Origin of the sequence: Streptomyces mashuensis, from assembly GCF_014654785.1 — a bacterium.
Taxonomy (GTDB): Bacteria; Actinomycetota; Actinomycetes; order Streptomycetales; family Streptomycetaceae; genus Streptomyces; species Streptomyces mashuensis.
The window spans coordinates 192,976-213,556 of sequence record NZ_BNBD01000005.1; the positions used below are offsets into that span (position 1 = coordinate 192,976).

At 72.3% G+C, this 20,581-nt stretch carries 25 protein-coding genes; 13 read left to right on the forward strand and 12 right to left on the reverse strand.

Annotated features, from left to right (window positions below; all coding sequences use genetic code 11):
* Positions 1 to 17: 17 nt before the first annotated feature.
* The 3 genes from IE305_RS15090 to IE305_RS33925 are packed head-to-tail and all read right to left on the reverse strand — an operon-like array spanning position 18 to position 1,592.
* Positions 18 to 626 (reverse strand): hypothetical protein, encoded by a 609-nt coding sequence (locus tag IE305_RS15090; protein WP_190130072.1) that lies wholly within the window; start codon positions 624 to 626, stop codon positions 18 to 20.
* The gene (locus IE305_RS15095) at positions 514 to 990 is read right to left on the reverse strand and encodes a hypothetical protein (protein WP_190130073.1); all 477 of its coding nucleotides are present in this window, start codon (positions 988 to 990) and stop codon (positions 514 to 516) included. The genes IE305_RS15090 and IE305_RS15095 overlap by 113 nt, the downstream gene beginning before the upstream one ends.
* A complete protein-coding gene (locus tag IE305_RS33925) occupies positions 873 to 1,592 on the reverse strand; it encodes a DUF8189 domain-containing protein (RefSeq protein ID WP_506005204.1) in 720 nt (239 codons plus the stop codon). Before IE305_RS33925 ends, IE305_RS15095 begins: the two co-directional genes overlap by 118 nt.
* Between IE305_RS33925 and IE305_RS15100 the strand changes: the two genes are divergently transcribed.
* Both IE305_RS15100 and IE305_RS15105 read left to right on the forward strand, forming a co-directional pair.
* Positions 1,591 to 1,803 (forward strand): hypothetical protein, encoded by a 213-nt coding sequence (locus tag IE305_RS15100; protein WP_190130074.1) that lies wholly within the window; start codon positions 1,591 to 1,593, stop codon positions 1,801 to 1,803. The genes IE305_RS33925 and IE305_RS15100 overlap by 2 nt on opposite strands.
* A 193-nt stretch (positions 1,804 to 1,996) precedes the next feature.
* The gene (locus tag IE305_RS15105) at positions 1,997 to 2,761 is read left to right on the forward strand and encodes a MerR family transcriptional regulator (protein ID WP_190130075.1); all 765 of its coding nucleotides are present in this window, start codon (positions 1,997 to 1,999) and stop codon (positions 2,759 to 2,761) included.
* A gap of 177 nt (positions 2,762 to 2,938) precedes the next feature.
* On the opposite strand, the gene IE305_RS15110 is transcribed toward IE305_RS15105, so the two are convergent.
* On the reverse strand, positions 2,939 to 3,370 hold the full coding sequence (locus tag IE305_RS15110; RefSeq protein WP_190130076.1) for a TetR/AcrR family transcriptional regulator: 432 nt from the start codon (positions 3,368 to 3,370) through the stop codon (positions 2,939 to 2,941).
* A gap of 250 nt (positions 3,371 to 3,620) precedes the next feature.
* On the opposite strand from IE305_RS15110, the gene IE305_RS15115 reads away from it, so the two are divergent.
* Positions 3,621 to 4,061, forward strand: a complete 441-nt coding sequence (locus tag IE305_RS15115; RefSeq protein WP_190130077.1) for a MarR family winged helix-turn-helix transcriptional regulator — start codon at positions 3,621 to 3,623, stop codon at positions 4,059 to 4,061.
* 156 nt (positions 4,062 to 4,217) lie between these two features.
* Positions 4,218 to 5,675, forward strand: a complete 1,458-nt coding sequence (locus IE305_RS15120) for an MFS transporter (RefSeq protein ID WP_190130078.1) — start codon at positions 4,218 to 4,220, stop codon at positions 5,673 to 5,675.
* Positions 5,676 to 5,733: 58 nt separating this feature from the next.
* On the opposite strand, the gene IE305_RS15125 is transcribed toward IE305_RS15120, so the two are convergent.
* Positions 5,734 to 6,369 carry a hypothetical protein gene (locus IE305_RS15125; RefSeq protein ID WP_190130079.1) on the reverse strand — a complete coding sequence of 212 codons (636 nt, stop codon included), beginning with the start codon at positions 6,367 to 6,369 and terminating at the stop codon, positions 5,734 to 5,736.
* Positions 6,370 to 6,489: 120 nt separating this feature from the next.
* On the opposite strand from IE305_RS15125, the gene thpR reads away from it, so the two are divergent.
* The 4 genes from thpR (at position 6,490) to IE305_RS15145 (ending at position 10,138) form a co-directional block, all read left to right on the forward strand.
* Entirely contained in the window at positions 6,490 to 7,053 is a 564-nt protein-coding gene (thpR, locus tag IE305_RS15130; RefSeq protein WP_190130080.1) for an RNA 2',3'-cyclic phosphodiesterase, read from the forward strand.
* A gap of 300 nt (positions 7,054 to 7,353) precedes the next feature.
* Positions 7,354 to 8,523 (forward strand): permease, encoded by a 1,170-nt coding sequence (locus IE305_RS15135; RefSeq protein ID WP_190130081.1) that lies wholly within the window; start codon positions 7,354 to 7,356, stop codon positions 8,521 to 8,523.
* A 31-nt stretch (positions 8,524 to 8,554) separates the two neighbouring features.
* A complete protein-coding gene (locus IE305_RS15140; RefSeq protein WP_190130082.1) occupies positions 8,555 to 9,070 on the forward strand; it encodes an OsmC family protein in 516 nt (171 codons plus the stop codon).
* Positions 9,071 to 9,145: 75 nt separating this feature from the next.
* Positions 9,146 to 10,138 (forward strand): aldo/keto reductase, encoded by a 993-nt coding sequence (locus tag IE305_RS15145; RefSeq protein WP_190130083.1) that lies wholly within the window; start codon positions 9,146 to 9,148, stop codon positions 10,136 to 10,138.
* 18 nt (positions 10,139 to 10,156) lie between these two features.
* Here the strand turns inward: IE305_RS15145 and IE305_RS15150 are convergent, their stop codons facing one another.
* Positions 10,157 to 10,993: an SDR family NAD(P)-dependent oxidoreductase gene (locus IE305_RS15150; protein ID WP_190130084.1), complete on the reverse strand. Its 837-nt coding sequence runs from the start codon at positions 10,991 to 10,993 to the stop codon at positions 10,157 to 10,159.
* 44 nt (positions 10,994 to 11,037) lie between these two features.
* Complete coding sequence (locus IE305_RS15155) at positions 11,038 to 11,433, reverse strand: hypothetical protein (RefSeq protein ID WP_190130085.1); 396 nt, start codon at positions 11,431 to 11,433, stop codon at positions 11,038 to 11,040.
* Positions 11,434 to 11,593: 160 nt separating this feature from the next.
* Between IE305_RS15155 and IE305_RS15160 the strand changes: the two genes are divergently transcribed.
* Entirely contained in the window at positions 11,594 to 11,872 is a 279-nt protein-coding gene (locus IE305_RS15160; protein ID WP_190130086.1) for a GntR family transcriptional regulator, read from the forward strand.
* 78 nt (positions 11,873 to 11,950) lie between these two features.
* Positions 11,951 to 12,223: a winged helix-turn-helix domain-containing protein gene (locus IE305_RS15165; RefSeq protein ID WP_190130087.1), complete on the forward strand. Its 273-nt coding sequence runs from the start codon at positions 11,951 to 11,953 to the stop codon at positions 12,221 to 12,223.
* A 10-nt stretch (positions 12,224 to 12,233) separates the two neighbouring features.
* On the opposite strand, the gene IE305_RS15170 is transcribed toward IE305_RS15165, so the two are convergent.
* Entirely contained in the window at positions 12,234 to 13,160 is a 927-nt protein-coding gene (locus tag IE305_RS15170) for a MerR family transcriptional regulator (RefSeq protein WP_229890988.1), read from the reverse strand.
* 70 nt (positions 13,161 to 13,230) lie between these two features.
* Here IE305_RS15170 and IE305_RS15175 point away from each other — a divergent pair, with 70 nt between their 5' ends.
* Positions 13,231 to 14,772, forward strand: a complete 1,542-nt coding sequence (locus IE305_RS15175) for an alpha/beta hydrolase (RefSeq protein WP_190130088.1) — start codon at positions 13,231 to 13,233, stop codon at positions 14,770 to 14,772.
* On the opposite strand, the gene IE305_RS15180 is transcribed toward IE305_RS15175, so the two are convergent.
* Entirely contained in the window at positions 14,769 to 15,245 is a 477-nt protein-coding gene (locus IE305_RS15180; RefSeq protein ID WP_190130089.1) for a hypothetical protein, read from the reverse strand. The two genes, IE305_RS15175 and IE305_RS15180, sit on opposite strands and share 4 nt — an antisense overlap.
* Before the next feature lie 47 nt (positions 15,246 to 15,292).
* Positions 15,293 to 16,471: an amidase domain-containing protein gene (locus tag IE305_RS15185; protein WP_190130090.1), complete on the reverse strand. Its 1,179-nt coding sequence runs from the start codon at positions 16,469 to 16,471 to the stop codon at positions 15,293 to 15,295.
* A 237-nt stretch (positions 16,472 to 16,708) separates the two neighbouring features.
* On the opposite strand from IE305_RS15185, the gene IE305_RS15190 reads away from it, so the two are divergent.
* A complete protein-coding gene (locus IE305_RS15190; protein ID WP_190130091.1) occupies positions 16,709 to 17,752 on the forward strand; it encodes a hypothetical protein in 1,044 nt (347 codons plus the stop codon).
* A 182-nt stretch (positions 17,753 to 17,934) separates the two neighbouring features.
* Positions 17,935 to 18,543: a hypothetical protein gene (locus IE305_RS15195; protein WP_190130092.1), complete on the forward strand. Its 609-nt coding sequence runs from the start codon at positions 17,935 to 17,937 to the stop codon at positions 18,541 to 18,543.
* A gap of 35 nt (positions 18,544 to 18,578) precedes the next feature.
* Here the strand turns inward: IE305_RS15195 and IE305_RS15200 are convergent, their stop codons facing one another.
* Positions 18,579 to 19,319, reverse strand: a complete 741-nt coding sequence (locus IE305_RS15200) for an aspartate/glutamate racemase family protein (RefSeq protein WP_190130093.1) — start codon at positions 19,317 to 19,319, stop codon at positions 18,579 to 18,581.
* A 19-nt stretch (positions 19,320 to 19,338) separates the two neighbouring features.
* Entirely contained in the window at positions 19,339 to 20,466 is a 1,128-nt protein-coding gene (gene serC, locus IE305_RS15205) for a phosphoserine transaminase (RefSeq protein ID WP_190130331.1), read from the reverse strand.
* Positions 20,467 to 20,581: the final 115 nt, after the last annotated feature.

Genomic DNA, 20,581 nt, shown 5'->3' on the forward strand with positions numbered 1-20,581 from the left:
CTCACGATCCCTCACCCCTACAGATCCGCCAGGGTCTTTTTCGCTGCGGCGAGTTTGGCCCCATAGGCGGCGGGGTCCTGGGCGTTGAGCCGGGTGTACAGGTCGACGTCTTCCTGGGCGAGCGGTAGTGCGCGTGCCTTCTGGCCGGTCTCGACGAGGAACGGAATGGTGGGCCACATGATCCACTCGGCAAGTTGTGGACGGTAGGAGGCATTCCGGGCGGCCAGGCTGCGGAGGTCGTTCACGCCGTTGACGGCGTATTCGGTCGCTCTGGCGCGGAGTTCCGGTTTGCCCCAGAGACTGTTGGCGAGAACCATCGAGGCCCACGAGATGCGGAAGGCGAGTTCGTCGTCGGCCGGGTTCTCGGCTGCGAGTTTTTTGTAGAGGTCGATGGCTTCTTCGCCGAGGGTTTGTGCTTTGTCGTATTGGCCGGTGTTGGCGAGGAAGGTGGTGGTGGGTGAGGCGGCCCATTCGGCGTGTGTTTTGCGGTAGGTGGGGTTGCGGGCGGCCAGGCTACGGAGGTTGTTCGTGCCGTTGACGGCATGGTCGGTCGCCTTGGCGCGGAGTTCCGGCCGCGAGGAAGCGCAGTGCCTGGGTTGCGTCCGCGGTCGCCTGGGCGGCTGCATACGGCTTCTTCTTCGCGGCAAACGTTCCGGCGATGTTCAGCAGCGCCATGAACCCGTCGGAGAGCTTGTTCTCCTTCACTTCCACCGAGTAATGGATGACGGTGCTGCGTGCCGTGGGCGCCACGGTCCCCGGGTCGGCAAGCACCTTCGGGCCGGTCCAGGCACCGAACTTCTCCGTCACGCGGAACTCGCACAGGCTCTTGTCCATACGCGGCACGATCACCGGCGTATAGCCGTTGTCGTACGTCACGGCCGAGACCGGGGCGCCCGGAGCGGCGAACCCGGCACCGGAGATCCGTGCCGGGTCCGCCCAGCGGCTGTTGTTCTGCTCCCAGGTGACATACAGCGCACCATCGTTGCCCACGACGAATGCATCGAGCTGATGGAAGCCGTCATCGGCCGGCTGCGCGGCGCTGGTGACACCGCCGCCGGGTGGGGCGAAGCGTGTGGGGTGAGGGGTACGGGCTGGGACCAGGGGCCGTTGTTGGCTTCCCAGAGTACGTAGAGCACTCCGTCGTTTCCTACGACGAATACGTCGAGTTGGTCGTTCGCCTGGCGTCCGGTGGTGAGGGCGGCGCCGGGTGGGGCGAAGCGTGTGGGGGTGAGGGGTATGGGCTGGGACCAGGCGCTGTTGTTGGCTTCCCAGAGCACGTACAGCACCCCGTCATTACCCACGACGAATACGTCGCGCTGGTCATTGGCCTGCGCCCCCGTGACCAGACCGGCTCCCGGAGGGGCGAAGCCCGCCGATGTCAGCGGCGCGCGCTGTGCGGAACTCGGGTTCGTGTAGTGCCACCAGGTGACCCACAGCCTGCCGTCATTGTCGACCACGAACGCGTCGATCTGACGCTCGGACTGGACGGTGCCCGCCACCCCTGCCCCAGGCGGGGCAACGCCCGGGTCGCCGATCGGCAATGCCTGCGTGCAGGGGAGGACGCGGGGAGGACTGTCCAGCGCATAGTTCATGGACAGCCCGCCGTCGTTGCCCACCGCGACCACGAACGCCGCCCCTACCCGCCACGTACTGCTCGCCACCGCCGGTCCTGCCCGGCCGGCTGCCCTCGCCGTAGGCGCGGCCGGCCCGGCCACGCCGGCGGCCAGCACCGTCGAGCCCGCAGCCATCAGCACCGTGCGCCTGGACACCTGCTGTCTCTCCATGAGCCCTCCAGCCCAGTAGAGCTGCCTCAGAAGTCCAAGCAGCACCAGAGAGCGTCCAGCACCCGTTCACCGGCGGCCAGAGCTTTCCGAGTCAATGGCGTGGTCCGGGTGCCCCGGCTCGGAGGCGCTCGGCTTGCGCTTTACGTAACGTCAACTTCTACGGTCTTTCGTGTGGCCGGGAAACACCGGCCCGGCGATGGGAGGACACGGCCATGGCCTGGTCGATTGCGGACGTGGTGCGGATGTCGGGGGTGACGTCCCGGACGCTGCGGCACTACGACGACATCGGCCTGCTGCCGCCCGCGGGCATCGGCAGCAACGGGCACCGCTACTACGGCGAGGCCGAGTTGCTGCGGTTGCAGCAGATCCTTCTGATGCGGGAGCTGGGGGTGGGGCTGCGGGAGATCCAGGCGGTCCTGGACAGCCAGGCCGACCGGGTGACCGTGCTCCGCGAGCACCAGCGGCGCCTGATGGGGGAGCGGGACCGGCTGGACACGCTCGTCCGCACCATCGGCCGCACCATCGCCGAACTCGACGACCGAAAGGACGACAACGGAATGACGACGATCAACCGCCCGGAGAACCTCTTCGAGGGCTTCGAGCACAGCAGCGAGATGGACGCCGAGGTGCAGGAGCGCTGGCCCGAGGCGTGGGAGCAGTCGCGGCAGGCGGTCGAGGGCATGACGCCCGAGACCACCGAGCAGTGGCAGCGCGAGGTCACCGCGCAGATGATCCGCATGGCGGAGTTCATGGTGGCCGGCACCCCGGCCGACGACCCGGCGGTGCAGGCCGAGGTGGAGGCGCACTACCAGGGCGTCTGCGCCTTCTGGACCCCGAACGCGGAGGCGTACAAGGGCCTGGGCCGGACGTACGTCGAGGAGCCGGCGTACCGCGCGAACTTCGACAAGATCGCTGAGGGGCTGGCCGAGTACCAGCGCGAGGCGATGAACGTCTACGCCGACGCCCGTCTCGCCTGATCACGGGGGTTCGACCCCGTACTCGTCCTGCCGGGGGGCTGCAGACCCCCGGCGGTACTCCATCACTCGGTGTGGTGGTGGCGACGAGCGTCCCGACGCTGTCGAGGACGCGGGCGAGGCCGGAGACCAGGGGGACGGGGGTCTCCTCGTCGAACGCCCATTCCGCGATCACCCTCGTCAGCGCCGGAAAACGGGCGGCGTGGCGGGTGAGGAGTTCTGCGGCGCATCGCGGTGGCCGCGAGGAGCCAGAGGGTGGGCGTGGTACACCGCCCAGTACCGGCGGGCCCACTCCTCCAGCCGGGGCCGCCGGCCGTCGCCCGCCGCCGTCAGGCCGGGCCCCTCGGCGAGCACCGCCTCGGTCATCAACTCGATCATCCCGGTCCTGCCGGGCACGTAGCGGTAGAGCGCTAGAGCGCTAGAGCGCCATCGCCGAGACCCCGAGACCCCGAGCTCCGCCGCGATCTTCGACATCGAGACGGCGTCCAGGCCCTCGGCCTCGGCGAACACCACAGCCGTCTCCGCGATGCGGCCCGGGCCGAGGCTCGGCCTCGGGCCCCGCGTGGGCCGCTCCTGTTCGCCCCACAGCAGCGCGACTCCCGCCGTCCTCACCGCCGGCACCGGCACCGGCACCGACACCGGTGCCGGTGCCGCTGTCGTTGCCGCCGTCGCCGCCGCATCCGCGCGCGTCGGCCGCCGAGCTGCTGGGGTACCGGCAGGACAAGCGCGCCCGCCGCGCCCGGCAGCTGCGCATCACTGGGCCCGGGCCCCGCCCCGCCCCGCGCCCGGCACGGTGCGCCAGACCATTCGTGGTGAGGGTGCTCGCTTTCTTTAGGGGAGGTAATGAGGTAATCTAATAAACATGCCGGAGCTGTCCAGCACCCCAGAGAACGACGAAGCCGTCAACCACCTGCGATCGGGTGTCATGCGGCTGTCCCGGCGACTCAAGCACCAGCGTGTGGACGAGTCGCTGAGCCCCGCCGAGATGTCCGTACTCGGCACCCTCGCGCGCTGCGGCGCCGCCACCCCCGGCGAGCTCGCGCGCAAGGAACACGTGCAGCCGCCGTCGATGACCCGCATCGTCGCGCTGCTGGAGGGCAAGGACCTGGTCCGGCTGGAGCCGCACCCGGAGGACCGCCGCCAGAAGGTGGTCCGGCCGACCGAGCGGGCCGAGACGATGCTCGAGGAGAGCCGCCGCAAGCGCAACGCCTGGCTCACGGAGCTGGCCGGAAAGCTGGACGAGGACGAGTGGGCGACGCTCCGCGCCGCCGCGCCCGTACTCGAGAAGCTCGCGCAGCTGTAGCCGCGTGTAGCCGTGCCGACGCCTTCGTAGCCCTCCCGTCGCGTCTCGTCCGCAGCACCCCGCGGCACCCCGCGGCCGCCGCACCCGCGGCGCGCCGCACACCGCACGCCCCCGCCGGCACCCCGGCGGGAACCGCTACCAAGGAGGCGAACCTACTTGAGTTCGGGACACGGAGCAGACTCCGCACCCGCACCGAACCGCCCTCACGACGACGACACCAACCGCACCACCTCCCTGCCGCGTCCTCGCCGTAAGGGAGGCATGTTCAGCTCCCTCCGGGTCCGTAACTACCGGCTCTTCGCCGCCGGTCAAGTGGTCTCCAACACCGGCACGTGGATGCAGCGCATCGCCCAGGACTGGCTGGTCCTCAGCCTGACCGGCTCCTCGGCCGCCGTCGGTATCACCACGGCCCTGCAGTTCCTGCCGATGCTGCTGCTCGGGCTCTACGGGGGCGTCATAGCCGACCGCTACCCCAAGCGGCAGCTGCTGCTCATGTCCCAGGCCGCCATGGGCCTCACCGGCCTGGCGCTGGCCGCGCTCACCCTGAGCGGGCACGTCCAGGTCTGGCACGTCTACGTCACCGCGCTCCTCCTCGGTCTCGTCACCGTGGTCGACAACCCCGTGCGCCAGGCGTTCGTGGTGGAGATGGTGGGCCAGGCCGACCTGCGCAACGCCGTCAGCCTCAACTCCGCCAACTTCCAGTCCGCGCGCCTCGTCGGCCCCGCCGTCGCCGGCGTGCTGATCTCGGCCGTGGGCAGCGGCTGGGCGTTCCTGCTCAACGGGCTCTCCTTCGCGGCACCCATCGCCGCGCTGCTGCTGATGCGCACCGCCGAGCTGCACCCGGCCGTCACCGCACCGCGCGGCAAGGGCCAGTTGCGCGAGGGGCTGCGCCACGTGGCCGAACGGCCCGAGCTGATCTGGCCGATCGTGCTGGTCGGATTCATCGGCACCTTCGGTTTCAACTTCCCGATCTGGCTCACCGCCTTCGTCAACGACGTCTTCCACGCCGACGCCAGTACGTACGGGCTGCTCAACACCCTGATGGCCGCCGGCTCCCTGGCCGGTGCGCTGCTCGCCGCCCGGCGCGGCAGCTCCCGCTTCCGGCTGCTGGTGGGCGCCGCGCTGCTGTTCGGCCTGCTGGAGATCGCAGCCGCGCTCGCGCCCTCCTTCTGGTTCTTCGCGCTGCTGCTCGTGCCCATCGGGATGTGCGGTCTGACGATCAACGTGACCGCCAACTCCGGTATCCAGCTGGCCTCCGATCCCGCTCTCCGGGGCCGGGTGATGAGCCTGTTCATGATGGTGTTCATGGGAGGTACGCCCCTGGGCGCGCCCCTCGTCGGCTGGATCACCGACGCGTACGGGCCCCGGGTCGGCTTCCTCGCCGGCGGCGCGGTCTCGCTGCTGGCCGCGGCCGGCGTGGGCCTGGCCCTGACCCGCGCGGTCGGCGTCCGCCTCCGCGTGGACCTGCGGCGCGGTCACCAGCACGTGGTCTTCGTGCCGCGCCGGCGGACCACGGAGGAGTCCGCGGGCGAATCCGCCGGCGATTCCGCGGGCAACGCGGCGGGCGGGTCCCCGGGCGGGTCCGCCGAGCGCGTGGCGGCGCCGGCCGCCTGATCGGCTGCTGAACAGCGCTGGTGAGGCCGGGGTTTCCCCGCGGGGGAGCCCCGGCCGATCAGGCAGCCGGCGCCCCGGGTATCTCCTTGCGCGTCTCCGTCAGCGCCTTCACCGCGGCGACGGCCGCCGCCGGGTCGTCCGCGTGCCAGCGGAGCGTATGCACCCGCTGCTCCCGGCCCGTCAGGCGCACCACCGTGACCGGTTCGCTCAACTCCACCGTGACCGTGGTCTGGGCGGCGACCGCCAGATCGAGCTCGCCGTCGCCCGGCTCGCCGCCGCGGGAGCGCAGCTCACGGCGTACGGTCCTGATCAGCCCGGCCGGTATGCGGATGTCGAGGGACGCGCCCTGCCGCAGCCGCAGGCCGTCCGGGCCCACCGTGTGCGGACGGGTGACGGCCGAGGCGTGCGCGCCCAGGACCAGCAGCACCGTATAGACGTCGACGGCCAGCATCGGCCAGTGCACCGCGGGGTAGCCGGCCGTGAAGAACGCCAGGCCGACCGTCTCCACCACGCACACGAACAGGAGCCCGTACATCGTGGACGCCTGCGCCTTGGCGTACCCCAGTTCGCGCACGCCCGCGCCCGCGCCCGCACCCGCGCCCGTGTTCACTCCGTCGCGGCGTCGCGCGAGCCACAGCCCCAGCGACGTCCACGCACGTCTCTCGTACGTCCCCCACGCCCGCAGCAGTCCCATGGCCGCCCCCCTCCGCGGTCGCTTCGCACACCCCTCCGATGCCTGCGCTACGCACAGTAACCTGCCCGCCATGCACGCCGGTAGAACCGAAAGTTGTTCACTCTCAGCTACTTTCGTCGTATGCGTCTCTTCGTCGCCGTGACCCCCACGGCCGCCGCCGTCGCCGAACTCGCCGCGGCGGTACGGGACGTCCGCCGCCTGCCCGGCGCGGACCGGCTGCGCTGGGCCGATCCGGCGAGCTGGCACTTCACCCTCGCCTTCCTCGGCGAGACGGACGAGGCGCTGCTGCCCGGGCTCGGCGAGCGGCTCGGCCGCGCGGCGCACCGGCACCCGGCGCACGAGTTGTGCCTGGCCGGCGGCGGGCGGTTCGGGGACCGGGTGCTGTGGGTGGGCGCAGGGGGAGACGTGGAGACGTTGCAGGCGCTGGCCGCGTCCGTGGTGGCGGGGTGCCGGCGCGCCGGCGCGGAGCTCGACACCACCCGCGCCTTCCACCCCCACCTCACGCTCGCCCGCGCGACCGGGCGCGTCCACCTGCGCCCCTACGCGGAGGCGCTCGCCGGCTTCCACGGCGTGACCTGGCCTGCCGACCGGCTGGAGCTCGTCCGCAGCAACCTGCCCGCCTCCGGCATGCCGGGGGAGCGGCCCCGGTACGAGACCGTCGGGTCCTGGGAGCTGGGGCGCTGACCAGGGAGCCGTCCCCGTCCGGTTACGCTCGTGGGGTGGACCCGAAGACCAGGAACCGGATCATGACCGGCGCTCTCGCCGTGATGCTCGTCGTCGTCGCCGTGGTGTCGGCCGTGCGCTAGCCCCCCAGGGGCCCCGCCCGGCCGCCCCCCGGTCGCCCCGGTGCGCCCCGGGTCACCCACGCCCCCGGCGCCCCGGCGCGCGCCCCGGGCCACCCGCGCCCCGGGCCACCCGCCCCCCGGCGCGCCGTGCCGCCCCGCTTCCGCGCCCCCCGCGCGCCCGCGCCCCATCCTGGGGGCGATGCCCGACGAACCGCTGCACGCCCTCGGCCGCGCCCTCCTCCACGCCCTCGCCCTCACCTGGTCGATGACCTGGGAGATCACCTGGGCCCTCGTCCTCGGCTTCGTGCTGTCCGCCGTCGTCCAGGCCGTCGTGCGCAGGTCGGCGGTCGTCTCGCTGCTCGGCGACGACCGGCCGCGGACGCTGGCCGTCGCGGCCGGCCTCGGCGTGGCCTCGTCCTCCTGCTCCTACGCCGCCGTGGCGCTCGCGCGCTCGCTCTTCGTCAAAGGGGCGCACTTCACCGCGGCCATGGCGTTCGAGGTGGCGTCCACGAACCTGGTCGTCGAGCTCGGGGTGATCATGGCGTTGCTGCTGGGCTGGCAGTTCACGGTCGCGGAGTACGCGGGCGGGGCGCTGATGATCGCGGTGCTGGCGCTGCTCTTCCGGCTGTTCCTGCGCGAGGACCTGGTCCGGCGGGCCCGCGAGCAGGCGCGGCGGGGCGTGGCGGGGGCGATGGAGGGGCACGCCGCGATGGACATGTCGGTGGGCGGCGAAGGACCCGCCGCCCGGCGGCTGCTCTCACGCGCCGGGTTCACGGCCACGTCGCACGTCTTCGTCATGGAGTGGGCGGCGATCCTGCGCGACCTGGTCGCCGGGCTGCTGATCGCCGGGGCGATCGGCGCGTGGGTGCCGGAGGCGTTCTGGCAGGCGTTCTTCTTCGAGGGGCACCCGCTCGCCGCGAAGCTGTGGGGGCCCCTGGTCGGGCCGCTCGTCGCGATCGTGTCGTTCGTCTGCTCGATCGGCAACGTGCCGCTGGCCGTGGTCCTGTGGAAGGGCGGCATCAGTTTCGGCGGCGTGATCTCCTTCGTCTTCGCCGACCTGCTGATCGTCCCGATCCTGAGCATCTACCGGAAGTACTACGGGCTGCGGACGACGGCGTTCCTGCTGGGGACGTTCTACGCGGCCACGGTCGTGGCCGGGTACGTCGTCGAGGCCCTCTTCGGCGTGCTGGGCCTGGTGCCGGGGCAGTCGGCGGCGCACGTACCGGAGGAGGGGCCGAGCTGGAACTACACGACGTTCCTCAACATCGCCTTCCTCCTTCTGGCGCTTGTGCTCGTATGGCGGTTCGTGCGGACGGGCGGCCCGGCGATGCTGCGCGCGATGGGCGGCGGCCCGCCGCCCGCCCCGTGACCCCCGTCCCGGCCCGTGACACGCTGTCCGCATGGCGAACGACACCACACATACGTACGACGTTGCCGTGACCTGGACCGGCAACCAGGGCGCCGGTACTGCGACGTACCGTTCCTTCACCCGTGACCACGACGTCCACGCCCCCGGCGTCCCCGGCAAGCAGCCCATCGCCGCCTCCTCCGACCCCGCCTTCCGCGGCGACCCCGCACGCTGGAACCCCGAGGAGCTGCTCGTCGCGTCGCTGGCCCAGTGCCACATGCTCTGGTATCTGCACCTGTGCGCGACCGGCGGCGTGAACGTCGTCGCGTACGAGGACCGGGCGCACGGTGTGATGACGATGGACGCGCACGGCGGGGGCGGGCAGATCACCGAGGTCACGCTGCGGCCCCAGGTGACCGTGGCGGACGCGGCGACGGCCGGCAAGGCGCGGGCCCTGCACGCCGACGTACCGGCGCTGTGCTTCATCGCCCGTTCGGTGAACTTCCCCGTCCACCACGAGCCCGTGATCCACGTGGCGCCGGCCCCCGCCCAGCCGCAGAACGGATGACGAACGACTGACCGAACCGCCCTGTACGGCCGCGGTCTTGCTTCAAGTGCACTCCAAGGCGTTGGCTTGGGCGTCATGGAGTACACGCAGCTGGGACGCACAGGGCTCAAGGTCAGCCGGATCGTGCTGGGCACGATGAACTTCGGTCCGCAGACGGACGAGGCGGACAGCCACGCCATCATGGACGCCGCGCTGGACGCCGGCGTGAACTTCTTCGACACCGCCAACGTCTACGGCTGGGGCGAGAACAAGGGCCGCACCGAGTCGATCATCGGCAGCTGGCTGGCGAAGGGCGGCGGCCGCCGCGACAAGGTGGTGCTCGCGACCAAGGTCTTCGGCGACATGGCGCCGGACGAGACGCCGACCTGGCCCAACCACGACCGCCTCTCGGCCGTCAACATCCGCAGGGCGGTCGACGGTTCGCTGAAGCGGCTGGGCACCGACCACATCGACCTCTACCAGTTCCACCACATCGACCGCCGTACGCCGGCCGACGAGATCTGGCAGGCCATCGACGTCCTGATCACCCAGGGCAAGATCCTCTACGCCGGCTCGTCCAACTACCCCGGCTACAAGATCGCCCAGGCCAACGAGGCCGCCGCCCGCCGCGGCATGATGGGCCTGGTCAGCGAGCAGTGCCTCTACAACCTCGCCGAACGGCGCGCCGAGATGGAGGTCATCCCGGCCGCGCGCGAGTACGGGCTCGGCGTGATCCCCTGGTCGCCGCTGCACGGCGGGCTGCTGGGCGGCGTCCTGCGCAAGGAGCGCGACGGCGCGCGCCGCACGGAGGGGCGCTCGGCGACGGCGCTCGCCAACACCGCCGTGCGCGAGAAGGTGCAGGCGTACGAGGACCTGCTGGAGAAGCACGGCCTGGAGCCGGGCGAGGTGGCCCTGGCCTGGCTCCTCACCCGCCCCGGCGTCACCGGCCCCATCGTCGGCCCGCGCACGCTCGCGCAGCTGGAGAGCGCCGTGCGGGCGTCGCAGCTGACGCTGGACGACGACCTGTTGACCGCTCTCGACGGCATCTTCCCCGGCCCGGGCCCGTCGCCGGAGGCGTTCGCCTGGTGAGACCCGGCCTGTGCCCGCCTACCCGGCCAGCGCGCGGGTGATCTCCATGAGGCGCCGGCGCGCGTCGGGGTCGTACGCCTGCTCGTGCGCCCGCGTGTCGGTGAACCGGTCGAAGTAGCGGCCGGTCGTCGCCGCGAGGGCGGGATCGAGGGCCAGCCGTACGGTCGGCCGTACGCCCTCCTCGACGCCGACGGCCGGCGCCAGCCCGTACGCCCGCAGGCCCTCCGTGTCCATGAGGTGCGCCGGGTGCAGGGCGTTGACGGTGACGCCGGTGCCGTCGAGCTCGGCGGCCAGCTCGAACGTGGCCATGATGAGGGCCAGCTTGCTGCGGCAGTAGGCGTGCAGGCCCTCGTAGTCGCGCTCGAACATCACGTCGTCGAAGTCGATCGTCTCCTGCCCGATCGAGGCCACGTTGACCACGCGGGCGGGCGCGGAGGCGGTGAGCAGCGGGAGGAGGGCGCGGGTCAGGGCGTACGGCGCGAGGTGGTTCACGGCGAACCGCAGCTCGTGCCCCTGCCGGCTCACCTCCCGCTTCAGCGGCTCGGCCCCGCCGCCCGCCACGGCGTTGTGGATCAGCACGTCGAGCCGCGGCTCGGCGCCGCGGATGCGGGCGGCCATGGCGTGCACGGCGTCCAGGTCGGCGAGATCGGCGAGGTACGTGCGGACGGTCACGTCCGGCGCGACCGCCCGCACGTCGGCGACGACGGCGTCGAGTCGCCCTTGGTCGCGCCCGTGGAGCAGCAGAGTGCAGCCACGGGCCGCGAGATCGAGCGCGAGACCGCGGCCCATGCCCTGCGTCGCGCCGGTGACGAGGACGGTGGGGGAGCCGCCGGGGGTGTTGGTGCTGTCGTTCATGCGGATCAGCCTGGCGGCGGCGCCCAGGGGAAGGAAGGCGTGCGTCACGCCTGGTGTCGGCACCACCAGGCTTGTGCGGCCAGGTCGTAACGGCGCCGTTCGGCGGGGGTGGGGGTACGAAGGTTGAACGCGTACGCCTTCCAGCTGTAGCCGTTGGGGTACTGGAGGCGTACGAGCCCCTTGGAGACGACCTCGGTGAGCGCCCCGACGCCTTGGGAGAAGGCGTCGACGTAGACGTCCCCGACCGCCGGTGCGTTCTCGCGCGGCACGAAGTCGATGCCGTGCGCGCCGAGCGTCACGTGGTACGGGTAGGCAGGGGCGGGGGCGCGCACCACGGGCGCGGGCGCGGGCGCCGGCGTGGAGGCGCTCTCGCACTGCGAGGCGGGCATGCTGAAGAGAGCGCGGGCCCGGCGGGCAGCACGCGCGATAAGGTTCCGCATGTCGACGCTCCGATGCAGCGTTGGCCACGCCCCGGGGCTGTTTGCGGCAGCCGCCGGGGCTTTGTGCTGCCCGACTGTATGCCCGAAACCGGCCGCGGTATGGAGCGGTAACACGCCTTCCACTCATACGTGTAGCCCGTGAATGCTCTATGTTGACCGCATGGACGAGGCGAAGCGTGCGCTTGTCGACCCGAGCAAGCCGGTGTACGTCTACATGCAAGTCGCCGATCACATCGCCGAGGAGATCGCGACCGGCCGGATCCCGAAGGGTGCTCGTCTTACCGGTGAGCGGGAGATGGCCGCGGAGTACCGCGTGGCCATCGGCACGATCCGGAGGGCCGTACAGGAGCTGCGCGACCGCGGGCTGTTGGTGACGCTTCCGGCGAAGGGCACCTTCGTCACGCAACAGCCGCCGGTGAACGACGCCACCGAGGTATGAGCGCGATTAACTGCTCTATAGAGCAGTTAATCGCCAGTCATCCGTTGGTGTGGACGTCGTGCTCTCTACGTTGCCGCCATGGCAGATGAGCAGAAAGCCGCGCGTGTCGATCCGGGCAAGCCCGAGTACCTCTACCTCCAGGTCGTCGACCACATCGCCGGAGAGATCGCGAAAGGAAGCAGCGAGCTGGGAACCCGCTTGCCCGGTGAGCGGGACATGGCCCAGCAGTACGGCGTGGCCGTTTTGACCATCCGGCGAGCAATGAAGGAACTTCGGCGGCGTGGGCTGGTGGTCACCCTGCCCAGCAGGGGAATCTTCATCAGGCAGAGGGGCCCGGAGGACGGCTCCTGACCCTCCCGCCTCACGCCACCCCGACGGCCAGCGCCCCCACCAGCCACGCGTGTGCCGTCCCCGGCGTCGGTTCCGGGCGGGTGCCCGGTGCGGTGGTGACCTCCGACACCAGGTCCCAATAGCGGTCGATGCGTGGGTCATTCGTCAGCTGCCCGGCCAGTGCGCGGCGGAAGCCGGCCGTGTCGCGCGTGCCGTACACGCTCGCGTAGGTCGCTACGAAGCAGTCCAGCGCCTCACCGGGCGCCGGGGGCCGGTCGTGGCGGAGGCGGGCGGCTGCCAGGTCGTACGCCTCGGCCAGGCCCTCGTACAGCACCGCCGCGCCACGGGCACCGGCCGCGCGGTGCACCTCCGGCTGGCCCCGTTCGTCCCTCCCGCAGGGGCGGGTGACGAACGCGTGCAGGCGCGCGAACGCCAGGACCTGGGCGGGCGCCGGCTCGTCGGGCGGGTGCGGAACTGCGCGTTCCAGGAACGCCGACCGGGCCCGGGCCGACATCCGCGGCGGCAGCCACGCGCGCCAGAAGCGGGCCACCGCCTCCGTGCTCGGCGGGGCCGTCATCGTGCCGAGCAGGCGGAGCCGGTCGGTCCGTTCCTCCGGTGGGGCCTCCTGCACCACCCGTAGCCCCGCCTCCCGCCAGCGCAGCGCCCTGAGTTCGGAGCCGAGCGCGGTCAGCCGGCCCGCGACGGCCTCCTCCAGTGTCGCGCCCCCGCCCTCGTCCCCGTCCTCCTCCTCGGCCAGGATGCGGCGCACCTGCGGAAGCGGCAGGTCCAGAGCGCGGAGGGAACGGATCAGGTGCAGCCGGTCGAGCGCCTCCGGGCCGTAGCGGCGGTGGCCGCCGGCGCTGCGGGCCGTCTCCGGGAGCAGGCCGCGGTCGGAGTAGAAGCGGACGGTCTTCACCGTGACGCCCGCTCGCTCGGCGAGCTCACCGATGCTGAACACTTGAACCTCCACCAAGGGGAGTTCCTACCGTAACGCCGCCGCTCAGCGACCTACGGAGGGAACCATCACCATGACCACGACCACATTCGTCCTGGTGGCAGGGGCTTTCACCGGCCCGCACGTGTGGGAGGGCGTGGCGGCGTGCCTGGCCGCCGCGGGCGCCGTCGTGCACACGCCGGCGCTGACGAGCGGCCCTGACGCCGATCTGGAGATGCACATCGCGGACCTCCTCGCAGTCGTCGACTCCGTCGACTCCGTCGACACCGCCGCCCGGCGGGACGTCGTGCTCGTCGGCCACGACTACGGCATCCACCCGGTGATCGGCGCCGCCGACCGGAGGGCCGGGCGCGTCTCCCGCGTCGTGTACCTGGACTCGGGCCTGCCGCAGGACGGCGTGCCGGCCCTCGCGGCCGTGCCGGACCAGGAACTGCGCCGACGGGTGGAGAATGCATCGGGGGAAGGGGAGCTCGCCCCGCCCGCCCATGACGAGTGGGAGCGGCTGGGCAGCACCGCCGGCGTCCCCGGCGCGGCACTCGACCGGCTCACCGCGCTCGCCGTGCCGCAGCCCCTGGGTACGCTCCTCCAGCCGCTCCGGCTGACCGGCGCGGCGGCTGCCCTCCCGGCCACGGGGGTGCTGTGCACCGGCAACGGCAGGAGCATCGAACTCGTCGAGGCCATGGTGCGCATGGGCGACCCCGCCCTTCAGGTGCTCGCCGGGCCGCAGATGACCTTCTTCGAACTCGCCACCGGACACTGGCCGATGCTGTCGGCCCCGGACGAGCTCGCGGACGTCCTGCTGCGGGCGGCGGCGGGTGAGGGGCGTCGCCTGGAGACGGCGCAGGACGACGGCCCGCAGCACCTCCGGCCCTTCCTGCTGGACGTGCCCGACGTGTCTGATGCGTCCGACGTGTCCCGGGAGCGGATCGGCAATGTCGACTTCTATCTGCCCGCCGGTCCCGACGACGAGGATCCGGCCCCCGCCGTCGTCATCGTCCACGGCGGACCCGTGCCCGCCGCGGCGCGCCCCACGCCGCGCGAGTGGCCGTCGCTGACCGGGTACGCCCGGTACGCGGCCGGGGAGGGCGTGGTGGGCGTCACCTTCGACCACCGTCTGCACGACGTCACCGACTACGGGCGGGCTGCCGAGGACATCGCCGCGGCGGTGGCGCTGGTCCGCGAACACCCCCGGGTCGACGCGGACCGCGTGGCGCTGTGGTTCTTCTCCGGCAGCGGCCTCATGACGGCGGACTGGCTGGCCGCGCCCCCGGCGTGGCTGCGCTGCCTCGCCGCGACGTACCCGATCCTGGCGCCGCTGCCGAACTGGGGGATGGGGGGCGGGGACGGGGACGCCGGGAGTCGTTTCCGGCCGACGGCCGCCGTGGCGGGGGCGGGCGGGCTGCCGATCGTGCTGACGCGCGTAGGGCTGGAGATGGCGGAGATCGCCGCGACGGTGGAGGAGTTCCTGGCCGCGGCCGGGAAGTGCGGCGCGGACGTCGAGGTGATCGACGTGCCGCACGGCCACCACGGTTTCGAGACGCGCGACGCGGACGACGAGGCGTCGCGCGAGGCGGTGCACCGCGCGATGCGTGCGGTGCTGGACCGCCTCGCTTAAGAAGCGGTCGCCGGGGACGGGGGCGTCGTGCCCGCCGGGGACTTGGGGGTCCCCGACGGGTCGGCGCCCAGCGCCACGTACCACTTCTTCTCGTGCCGCTCCAGCGTCACGTTCTCCCGCACCGCCCGGCCCTTCGCGTCCGTGGCGCGGATCTCGGCCTGGGCCATGTCGGGGCCGAACTCGTGGCTCACCTTGACGTCGTCCACGTGCAGCCCGCGGCCGCCCTGCGTGCCGACCAGGGCCCGGGCCGCCTGCTCGGCCCCCTCGTTGCCGGGAGGGCCGAGTTCGGCCAGGGCCTTGGCGTCGCGGTCGTTGAGGGCCTCGACGTACGCGACGGCGGTGTCCCGCTCGTCCCTCGCCTTCCCCTGGCCACCGCTTCCCCCGCTGTCGCACGCGGCCACGGACAGGGCCAGGGTCGTGACCGCTGCCGTTGCCGCTGCCGCGCGGGCGAGGCGAAGGGGTGTCTTCTTCATGTCGCTCCAGGGGAGGGAGGGGCTGACGGGGCCCGGCGGTCAGGTGCTCACGTACGGTGCGCGTACCACCAGGTGTGCGGGTACTTGGCGAGGAGGTTGGTGAGCTTCCTGTTGTGCGTGTTGGTGGTGTGGTACGTCAGGTAGATCTCGTCCGTACCGTGGAAGCCCGTCACGATCATCGTGTGGTCGATGGTGTTGTCACGGTTCCAGTCCGCCTGGAGCACGTCGCCGAGACCCATCTGCCAGACGTTGGACAGCGCGCGGGTGCGGTGGGAGTACTTCGTCGCGAACCAGTACCAGTTCTCCGCACCGGCCCAGGTGTAACTGGTGGTCCAGGTGTGGCCGCCGTAGTACCACTTGTCCTTGTCCTTGCGGTCCCAGAACCCGCTGCCCTTCTGCTGCCAGCCACCGGCCTTCATCGCCTGCGACACGAAGTTGGTGCAGTCGTTGCCGTACGTGCGGTAGGCGCTGTTGGGGTGCTGCCAGTACCTGTTCGCGTAGTTGACCATGGCCGTGTAGTTGTACCCGGCGGCCAGGGACGGTTTGCTGCCCGCGGTGTTCTGCCCGGCCGCGGCGCGGTCGGTGCCGGACGTCCCCGTACGCCGGTCCTCCTTCGCCAGGCCCTGCGCCGGGGCCTCGGTCCTCGGCGGCGTGTTGTACGTCGTGACGTCGCCGGAGCCGATGTCCGGGCGGTCCTCCGCGAGCACCCACGTCCCGTTCGCGGCGTCGCGCGTGAAGGTGAGCGTGTGGTCGAGCGCGTACTCCTCGGCCTTCGGCTCGTCCGCGGACCGGACATCCGGGTAGAACAGGCTCGTCTTCTCGTTCAGCCGGAGCGTGGCCTTGTCGCCCTTGCGCTCCGCCTTGCCCGGCGTGACCGTCACCTCGGCGCGGGAGTAGCCACCGCTGGCCTTCTCGTACGCCCGGCCCTGCTCGGCGAGCTGCGCGAACTCCGTGCCGAGGGTCTTCCGCAGGGTCGGCGTGGCCTGCTCGGGCACGGCCGGTGCCAGGCGGCGGGCGCCGGCGAGGGTGACGGAGTCCGCCCGCTGCTGCAGGTAGCCCTGCGCGACGGTGGTGAGGGCGCGGACGTCGGTCGCGGCGAGCGGCTGGGCGGAGTCCGCCGGTGCGGCGGCTGCCGCGGACGCCGGTGCCGCGGTGGCGAGCGCCACGACGGCGGCTGCGGCCGCCGCGGTCAGCGCGCCTGGTAACCCAGAAGCGATCTTTCTCATGATTTCCCCCTGTTGTGGTGGCTACACCGGTATCAGGCTGCGCCGCACGCGCACTTGTGTGGGGCGTCCGTCGGCCGCTCTGGCCGGATCATGGTGGATGTTTGGCTCAAGGGCGACTGTGAAGAACGGATTCCGTCGTTCTGGCGTCCGAATCCCGACCCTCATGCGCCCCTGACCGACCCCTGATTCCGTCGTGCCGCCGGCCCGTTCCGGTCCCCGCGGTGGCACGCTTGGGCCATGCGTCCGCTCCGCCCAGCCCTCCCCGCCGCCGTCCTCACGACCCTCGCCACCCTCGCCCTCGCGCCGGCCGCGCCCGCCGTCGCCGACGACCGCGGCACGCCCCCCGCGTTCACCATCGAGGACCCGCGCATCACCGAGTCCAGCGGCCTCGCGGCCAGCCGCGCGCACCCCGGCATCTACTGGACGCACAACGACAGCGGCGACGGCCCGTACGTCTTCGCCGTCGACAGCCGCACCGGCCGGACGGTCGCCAAGATCACGCTCGACGGGGTCAAGGCACGGGACGTCGAGGCGATCTCCCTCGGGCCCGACGGCAACCTCTACGTCGGCGACACCGGCGACAACCTGGACGGCAGCTGGCCCGAGGTGTGGATCTACCGCTTCCCGGAGCCGAAGGAGCTCAAGGACGCCACCGTCGAGGCGACGCGCTTCACCGTGCGCTACGAGGACGGGCCGCGCGACGCCGAGTCGCTGGTCGTCCACCCCAGGACCGGGCGCGTCTACATCGTCAGCAAGAAGAAGTCCGGCAAGGGCGCGCTCTACGAGGCGCCGGCCACGCTCTCCGCGTCCGGCGTCAACACGTTCAAGCGCGTCGCCGACATCAACGTCTGGGCCACCGACGCGGCGTTCTCGCCGGACGGCACCCGGCTCGTCGTCCGCGGCTACTTCGAGGCCCGCGCCTACCGCTGGCGCGACGGCCGGCCCACCGAGATCACCACCCGGCCCGTCGTGCCGTTGCAGCGGCAGGGCGAGTCGGTGACGTTCACGCCCGACGGCCGGACGCTGATGTACGGGTCCGAGGGCGCCCGCAGCAGCGTCGTACCGGTGGCTCTGGAGGGCGAGCTGCTGCCGGACAGCGTGGCGAAGCAGGACAGCAAGGAAGGGGGTGGGAGCGGGGGCGCGGCCGGGGCCTCCGGCGAGAGCGGTGACGACGGTGACGGCAACCGTACGTTCGTCCTGGGCGCCGGTACGTTTCTCCTCGCCACGGCGGTCGTACTCGGGCTCAAGCGACTCCTCCGGCGCAGCAAGGACCCGTCCTAGGCCGTCCTGGGATGACCTGGGCCGTCCAAGGCCGTTCCGGGTGGGCCGGGCGGAGGAGGGCAGCCTCCCCCGCGCGGCGGAGCCGGTCGCTCCGTGCGGGGGACGTCGCGGACGGTGGCGTGCTGGAAGCGTGAAGGCAGCAGGTGAACGCCCGAATCGCTGCCCACTGCGGAGGACCCCCCATGCGCAAGCTCACCACCGCCGTTGCTCTCGCCACCGCGGCCGTGGCCCTCATATCCGGCGTATCCGGGACCGCCGCGGCGGCACCGGCACCCTCACCGGCACCCGCACCTGCCCAGGCGCCGGCGTCGGCACCGCCACCGGCGTCGGCCGGGCACCTCACCCTGCGCAGCTGGACCCTGCTCAACGAGCACGGTCCGGGTCCCAACCCCGGCGAGCGGCTCACCGCCTGGGTGGACGCCCGGACCGTCGACGGCCGCACCCGCGGGCACGCCGTCGTCCGGCATGTGTTCGACGGGGAGGGCACCGTCCTGACCGAGTTCGACGTCGATTGCCTCACCACCGACGGGAGCGGCGCCGTCACCGTCACCGGGCCGGCCGGCACGGCCGTCGCCACGCCGGCCGACGGCGGGCCGCCCACCACCGGGCCGGCCGGCTGGCGCCCCGAGACGGGGCTCACCTTCTACCCGGCCGACGAGCACGGCGAGCGCCGGGTCGGCTGGGCCGGCGTCAACCTGCGGGACCCGAGCCTGCCCGACCGGGCCACCAAGTGCACTCCGGTCCCGGCCAGCCTGTGGGCCATCGGCGGCGGGACCGTCGTCCACAAGTGACGCACAGGGCCGTCGTCGTTCCGGGCGCGATCCCCTCAGCCCACCGGCCCGCCGCGCCACTGCGGCATCGGCCGTCGCCCCACGCACACGTCGAACGCCGCCCGGGCCAGCAGCCGTGTCGAGTCGAGCGTCGGCAGCGGGGACACCTCCGGCGTCACCAGCAGCGGGATCTCCGTGCACACCAGCGCCACGGCGTCACAGCCCCGTGCCGCCAGGCGGCCGATGACCTCCACGTACTCCTGCCGGGCGCGGTCGCTGACGACCCCGTTCACCAGCTCGTCGAAGATGATCTCGTGCACGACGCGTCGGCCGGCCGCGTCCGGCACCTCGGCCGCGATGCCGCGGGCCGCCAGCGCCCGCGGGTAGACGGGGCCCTCCATCGTGAACCGGGTGCCGAGCACGCCCACGCGCCGGCGGCCGTCGGCCCGGGCCCGGTCCGCGACCACCTCGGCGATGTGCAGCCCCGGCAGCGGCAGATCGGCACCGGGGCCCGCGGGACCCGGCAGCTCCAGCGCCATGTGGGCGGTGTTGTCCGGGCACACGAAGAAGTCCGCGCCCGCCCGGGCCAGCCGTGCCGCGCTCTCGGAGAGCACGGCACGCACCGCCGCGTGGTCGCCCGACTCCCACGCCGGCATGCTGCGGGCCATCGCGGCCAGGTCCAGCGTCACGTCGGGGTGGTCGTACGGCCCCAGCTCAGCGGAGCCGGTGTGGCAGAAGGTGCGGAAGCACAGGGCCGCGCCTTCCGCGCTGTGGGCGAGAATTCCCAGGCGCAGCACGGTTCGTCTCCGTCCCGGCCTACAGCTTCTCGATCACGTGGTCCACGCACGCCGTCAGCGCCTCGACGTCCGCCGGCTCGATCGCGGGGAACATCGCCACGCGCAGCTGGTTGCGGCCCAGCTTGCGGTACGGCTCGGTGTCCACGATGCCGTTGGCGCGCAGCACCTTGGCGACCGCCGCCGCGTCGACGCCCTCGGCGAAGTCGATCGTGCCGATGACCTGCGACCGCTTGGCCGGGTCGGTGACGAACGGCGTGGCGTGCGCCGACTTCTCCGCCCACGTGTACAGCCGCGACGAGGAGTCGGCGGTGCGGGCCACGGCCCAGTCGAGACCGCCCTGGCCGTTCATCCACTCCAGCTGCTGGTCGAGGAGGAAGAGGGTGGCGAGGGAGGGCGTGTTGTACGTCTGGTTCTTCAGCGAGTTGTCGATCGCGGTCGGGAGCGAGAAGAACTCGGGCACGTGCCGGCCGGAAGCGTGCACGCGCGCCGCGCGCTCCAGGGCCGCCGGGGAGAAGACGGCGATCCACAGGCCGCCGTCCGCGGCGAAGGACTTCTGCGGTGCGAAGTAGTAGACGTCGGTCTCGGCGATGTCGACGGGCAGGCCGCCCGCGCCGGACGTGGCGTCCACGACGACCAGCGCGCCCTCGTCGGCACCGGTCACACGCCGCACGGGCGCGGCGACGCCCGTCGAGGTCTCGTTGTGGGTGAGGGCGTAGACGTCGACGCCGGCCTCGGCGCGCGGCTCGGGGTGGTCGCCGGGCTCGGCGGAGATCACGCTCGGGTCCTGGAGCCACGGCGCCTTGCGCGCCGCCGTGGCGAACTTCGACGAGAACTCGCCGAAGCTGAGGTGCTGCGACCGCGACTCGATCAGACCGTGGGTGGCGACGTCCCAGAAGGCGGTGGAGCCGCCGTTGCCGAGGATCACCTCGTACCCGTCGGGCAGGGAGAACAGCGCGCGCACGCCGTCACGCACCCGGCCCACCAGGTTCTTCACGGGGGCCTGGCGGTGGGACGTGCCGAGGAGGGAGGTGCCGGTGGCGGCGAGGGCGTCGAGGGCCTCGGGGCGCACCTTGGAAGGGCCGGCGCCGAAACGGCCGTCGGCGGGCTTGATGTCAGCGGGAATCCGGATGTCGGCAGGGTTCTGGATATCAGCCACGGAGGCAGCCTAATCCGTGGATCCGCCCCGTACGGGTGAACGTCCACCCGATGAGACGACTGTTTCGGGTCGGTGTTCTTGACCGCCGGCGGCAGTGGGCATGAGT